The sequence below is a fragment of the Vibrio sp. 10N.222.48.A3 genome (genome assembly GCF_041475345.1).
GTDB lineage: Bacteria > Pseudomonadota > Gammaproteobacteria > Enterobacterales > Vibrionaceae > Vibrio > Vibrio tasmaniensis_A.
The window spans coordinates 1-2,774 of the sequence record NZ_JBFRVX010000369.1 but is presented as its reverse complement, the minus strand read 5'-3'; the positions used below and the strand labels follow the sequence as shown (position 1 = coordinate 2,774).

The 2,774-nt window shown below is 47.6% G+C and carries 1 protein-coding gene; it reads right to left on the bottom strand.

Annotated features, from left to right (window positions below):
• Positions 1 to 57: 57 nt before the first annotated feature.
• Positions 58 to 2,774 (bottom strand): KR domain-containing protein (locus tag AB4653_RS11565; RefSeq protein ID WP_372104207.1); only part of this gene is annotated, 2,717 nt, incomplete at its 5' end.

Below are 2,774 nucleotides of genomic sequence, written 5' to 3'. Positions count from 1 at the left end.
CTGGCTGAGCTAAAAGAGCGATGCGCAATGGCATCGCTTTATTAGTAGGAACAGTCACTATGACAATTGCTCCTTTTCTGGGTTCTTAGTAGTCTCTTTCTTCGACACTGCTGAGCTAGACTTCGGCAAAAATGCGTCGTTTAAGCTTTTGCTGATGGTGACTTTTGCACCTTTCATTACCGCGCTTAAACGACCATCTTGGTGGTAAAGCGAGATATCAGCTTGAAGCGAACGAGCCGTACTTTTTATCACGCTCAGATCTAGCCAACCTTGGTCACCATCGTGCATCGGTGCGTAACAAATAAACTCACCGATTGCAGACGGTAGGCTTGCCGCGCCGTATTTCAATCGAGCCCATACCAACATGGCTTGCAATAGATAATCTTCAGCAAATGGCTGGCTATCACCAAAACCTTGCTTCGGAATAAATGATCCGCAGTCGCTGTTTTCAATCTGAGGTAGTTGGCACTGAGCCAATAAACCTAAGTCGTCAAAGCATTCGACTGAGGTAATACCTTGCAATCTTGGTCCATGAAACAGAGTGCCGTCACTGTATAGAGCTTGTGCCGTTGTTACAGGAGCTGAAGTGTTGGCTTCAAAGCGCTTTGTCGACGCTTGTTGAACATCTTCAGAAACTTGCACAGAGGCAACTTGCAACTGAGCTTGATACTGTGGTCGTCCTTGGCAACTGATCACTGCTTTTAGCTGACCTTTTGATTTAGCATCAGAGGAAAGAACCAGTCTTAGCTCTTGCACTTCATCAGTATCAAAAATCACACCTTTCAGCAGTTTGTAGTTGTGAACGCTAACGTTCACCCCTAACAGTTGCTCAGCGATTTCACGCATCCATTGGATGGCACACACTGTCGGTAACACTGGGTTACCGGCAATGCAGTGATCTTGAATGAAAGGCAATGCCTTAGGATCAAGATGACGTGTCACAGTAATGCTTGTATTCAGCGGACTCTCTGCAAGATGCACAGACTCCGCATTAAGCTTTTTTACAGCAGCTTCCTTGTTGTCAGAACCTTGCATGCTCGTGCCAACCAGCAGTTGAATGCCAGTTTCGTTCAGTAGTTGAGAGCTAAATAGCTCTGCACCCGCTTGAAGAGGAATTACGTACACACCGCGCTCTGTAAACATACGCTTCAGCGCTGCGTTTACCATGCCGCCGTCCCACGGTCCCCAGTTGAAGCTCATCACTTTCGCTTGAGGGTTACGAGCAGACAATTGCAGAGCCGCTTTGTTTAGGATTTCGTTAGACATCGAGTAATCGCTTTGGCCTGTGTTTCCGTAGAAACCCGCCGCCGAAGAGAACATCGCAATCAGTTTTAGCTTGCTGCTATCAAGACCACCAAGAACCGCTTCTAGTCCGCCCACTTTCGTGCCGTAAACCATGTTCAGTTCATCAAGTGTTTTGTCTTGAATGTGTTTGTCAGCCAGTACACCAGCGCCGTGGATAAGACCTGTGATGCCTTCGAAATTCGCCAGTGTTTTCGCTACTGACTCATGGTTCGATACATCTAGGCTTAGGTATTCAGCGCTCGCGCCAATCTCGTTGAAAGCGGCAAGTGCTGCGTTGATTTCAAGGCTGCTCAATACAGGTTTTAGCAAGGTATCAACTTTCTTAGGCGTTGGTTTGTCACCTGTTGCTTGTAGGTGAGCGATAGCCGCTGGTTTTAGCTCTTTCTCTTGCTTACCTTGTGCCCACTGAGGTAGCTCAGCTGAAGTAATATGCTTACTACGACCTGCAAGAATGAAATGAGATTTACATTGCTTAGCAAGCGTCAGTGCACATTCAAACGTCACGCCTTTAGCGCCACCAGTTACGAGAACTTTGTCGCTCTTGGTGAGTTGAGCGCCTGTGTTTTTAGTTTGTGCAGCGCCTGGTGTTGTCGCAATCAGTGTTGCACGACCAGATTCACCGTTTTCCGCATGGCTAAGGCCGATTTCAACCGTGTTGGTATCGATATCGAACAGTTCGCCTGTGATAGCTTCAGCTAGGTGACGAGCATCAATAGAAGCGTCAGCATCCAATGCACGGCAGAACACGTTTGACCATTCATGGCTCAGTGTCTTAGTTAGACCAGACAACGCGGCTTGGTTAAGTTCTGCATTCGCTAGTTGCTTAGTATCTAGGTAACCAAAGCCACCATCGATACGGCTTAGTGTGAAGAACACACTACGACCAGAAACGGCATTCAGTTGGCCATTTAGGTGCTTGGCGAATAAGAACGCTGTCGTCAGTGAAGCTCTGGAGTCTGCATTCAAGTTAACCGCTTGCTCGTTGCTTTGTTTCGCATCAACGATAGCTTGTAAATGAATGAAGCCAGCAATCACTTTGTTCGACGTTTTAAGGTCTGCTTCGATGCCGTTAATAACCGCAGTGACACCAGCATCATCGACGCTGTTGAGTGTGTAGCTTGCGATTTCACTGTTTAAAGGTGACGCGGCAGAAAGAGCACTACGCACTACAGCCACTTGAATGCCGTTAGCGGTCAACTTTTCTGCTAGAACACCGGCGTTGTGACCATCATCTGTGATCACGACACAAGCGTCTTTTGAGAAACAATCGACGAGTTTATCTGCCGCTGGTAGCTTTTTTAGCGCTACCTCATTGTGTGGAGGAAGTTCCGCTGTCGCTGTTTCTGCGATAGGCGTTACTGATTCAGCTTTTGGAGTTGCTGCGGGTGCAGCAGCGGATAGCTTGCTTTGCATGTAGGTAACGATTTCACCAAGCGTACGACACTCAGCTAGGTCTTCAGGGTTTAGCT